This window comes from Vibrio sp. S9_S30 (assembly GCF_014694455.1).
In the GTDB taxonomy this organism is placed as follows: domain Bacteria; phylum Pseudomonadota; class Gammaproteobacteria; order Enterobacterales; family Vibrionaceae; genus Vibrio.
The window spans coordinates 1-2,365 of sequence record NZ_JAAUWT010000070.1; the positions used below are offsets into that span (position 1 = coordinate 1).

3 protein-coding genes are annotated in these 2,365 nt (G+C 47.7%); all 3 read left to right on the plus strand.

Annotated elements, in window-relative coordinates; genetic code table 11:
• The first annotated feature begins 80 nt into the window (after positions 1-80).
• Genes tnpA through tnpC form a run of 3 tightly spaced genes read left to right on the plus strand, consistent with a single transcriptional unit; the run spans position 81 to position 2,340 of the window.
• The gene (gene tnpA, locus HC752_RS23945) at positions 81-401 is read left to right on the plus strand and encodes an IS66 family insertion sequence element accessory protein TnpA (RefSeq protein ID WP_190337691.1); all 321 of its coding nucleotides are present in this window, start codon (positions 81-83) and stop codon (positions 399-401) included.
• Positions 398-751, plus strand: coding sequence for an IS66 family insertion sequence element accessory protein TnpB (gene tnpB, locus HC752_RS23950; protein WP_190337692.1), 354 nt, complete (start codon positions 398-400; stop codon positions 749-751). The genes tnpA and tnpB overlap by 4 nt, the downstream gene beginning before the upstream one ends.
• A gap of 59 nt (positions 752-810) precedes the next feature.
• Positions 811-2,340: an IS66 family transposase gene (gene tnpC, locus HC752_RS23955; RefSeq protein ID WP_190337693.1), complete on the plus strand. Its 1,530-nt coding sequence runs from the start codon at positions 811-813 to the stop codon at positions 2,338-2,340.
• Positions 2,341-2,365: the final 25 nt, after the last annotated feature.

Sequence of the window (2,365 nt, forward strand, 5' to 3'; positions counted from 1 at the left end):
GTAAGCGCATCATGAACCCCGCGTTCTAATCATCCGTCTCGAATAATAAGATCAAGTCTCCAACTCAAAGGAGACTTGAAATGGTCAAACGACGAACCAACCAAGAATGGCAAACGTTATTCGAACAATATGAATCCAGCCAGCTATCGCAACGTCTATTCTGCGAGCGTAACTGGCTGAGTCTTTCTACATTTTATTCTAAGCACCAACAATTAAAACACACCCAAAAGCCAAGTGCTGTTGGCTTCGTCAAAGCAGAGGTGGTTGAAAAGACCACAACGTATCAAGCGACTCGTGTTCCTGTCGCCAGCATGACGCTAATGGTGAACGAGGTTGAGCTGAGCATTCCGCAAGGCACACCTGCAACCTACGTTGCCGAACTCATCGGAGCGTTATCATGAAACGTATGCTCAGCGCCCCGAACATTTACCTCTATCGTAAGAGTGTCGACTTCAGAAAGTCCATTAATGGACTGGCGGCGCTTATCGAAAGTAACACTGACTTGCCTCTGGGAAGTGGTGCACTGTTCCTGTTCACCAATAAACAGCGCGACAAAATCAAGGTGTTGTACTGGGACCAAACAGGCTTCGCACTCTGGTACAAACGGCTCGAAAAAGCCAAATATAAATGGCCGTCACAAGAGCAAAATCAGGTATTTACCCTGACTCAATTTGAACTCGACAGGCTGCTTTCTGGCTTCACGATTATCGGTCATAAACCCGTATCAATACGCGATTTTACAATGACTTAATCAAGAATAAAGCCAGATGTACCAAGCGTTAACGGCTTGATTTTAGTATAATCAATGCCATGAAAAAGACGCCAGATATTAACCCAGAAAGCCAAGATATTGCCGAGCTACAAGCGATGGTCAAAGCGCTGTTGTCGGAGAAAACAGAATGGAAACAAGAGCGTCAATCACTACTTGAACAACTCAAACTCGCCTTCGACCGTCAGTTCGCCAAACGCTCAGAAGCGTTAAAACCTTACGACGAATCTCAGGGAGACCTCTTCAATGAAGCAGAGTGTGAAGCCGCAAAGGAAGAAGAGGTTGAGGTAACGACAACCACCACAACGAAAAAGCGGGGTAAGCGTAGTCCACTGCCGAAAAACCTGCCTCGCGAGACCATCACACTTGACCTGAGTGAACATGAAAAGCAATGCCCGTGCTGCAAGCATGCTCTGCATGAAATCGGCAAAGACCGCAGTGAAAAACTGGAGTTCACGCCAGCGGTACTCAAGGTGGTGGAGTACGTTCGCCCTAAGTATGCGTGTCGTCAGTGCGAAAAAACGGGTGATAATACCTCTATCGTTCAAAAGCCAGCACCAGAGAGTATTATCCCTAAGAGCTTCGCCACAGAAAGCTTGCTTGCCACGATTATCCTTGGCAAATACCGTTACGCGATGCCGCTTTATCGCCAAGAAAGCTTATTTAGCCAATCGGGTATCGAGTTATCTCGTACCACGATGGCAAGGTGGGTTATCCAAGTCAGCGAGAAGTTCAAACCGTTATACGAGGCGTTGAAAGCTCACCTTCTGGAGCAAGTCGTCGTTCAGGCGGATGAAACTCCGCTCAATGTGCTCAAGGAAGATAAACAGTGCTACATGTGGCTTTACTGCTCAGGGGCAGACTCGCCTGACGCATCACTGCCCGATGTCAAAAACATCGCCTTGTTCGACTATCAAAACAATCGCGCGAGGGCGTGCCCTGTTGCCTTCCTTGGTGACTATGATGGCTATCTCCAAACCGATGGTTACGGGGCATATGACGGCCTGCATCAAGTGACGAACGTGGGTTGCTTCGCGCACGCTCGGCGTAAGTTCATGGATGCGAAGAAACTTCAGGGTAAAGGTAAATCGGGCAAAGCAGATAAGGCGTTAGCGCAAATCCAAAAGCTCTATGGAATAGAATCACGCTTAAAGGGTGCGTCTGTCGAAAAACGGCAAGCAGAGCGCCAAACGTACGCCAAGCCGATACTGGATGAGCTTTTCGAATGGATGATGACTCAGAAAATCGTTGAATCTAGCGCACTAGGTAAAGCGATAAAATACACGCTCGGGCAATGGCCAAAGCTCATTCGTTATATCGACGATGGTCATTTATCTATCGACAATAACCGTGCTGAACGTGCAATTAAACCACTGGTCATTGGCAGAAAAAACTGGCTCTTCTCGACCAATCCCAACGGAGCTGAAGCGAGTGCAATGCTTTATAGCATTGTCGAGACAGCAAAAGCTAACGGTCTTATCCTCTACGACTACATGATCAAGTGCATGAAGGAGTTGGCGAAAGCTGAGCCTGATATCGATGCACTGCTGCCATGGAACTTCAAGCATTAGTTATGTCGCCCCGTGAGTTCATGGG

Excerpts from the sequence above, each read along its gene's own strand:
- tnpB (WP_190337692.1), top strand. The coding sequence starts at position 398 with ATGAAACGTATGCTCAGCGCCCCGAACATTTACCTCTATCGTAAGAGT.
- tnpC (WP_190337693.1), top strand. The coding sequence starts at position 811 with ATGAAAAAGACGCCAGATATTAACCCAGAAAGCCAAGATATTGCCGAG.
- tnpA (WP_190337691.1), top strand. The coding sequence starts at position 81 with ATGGTCAAACGACGAACCAACCAAGAATGGCAAACGTTATTCGAACAA.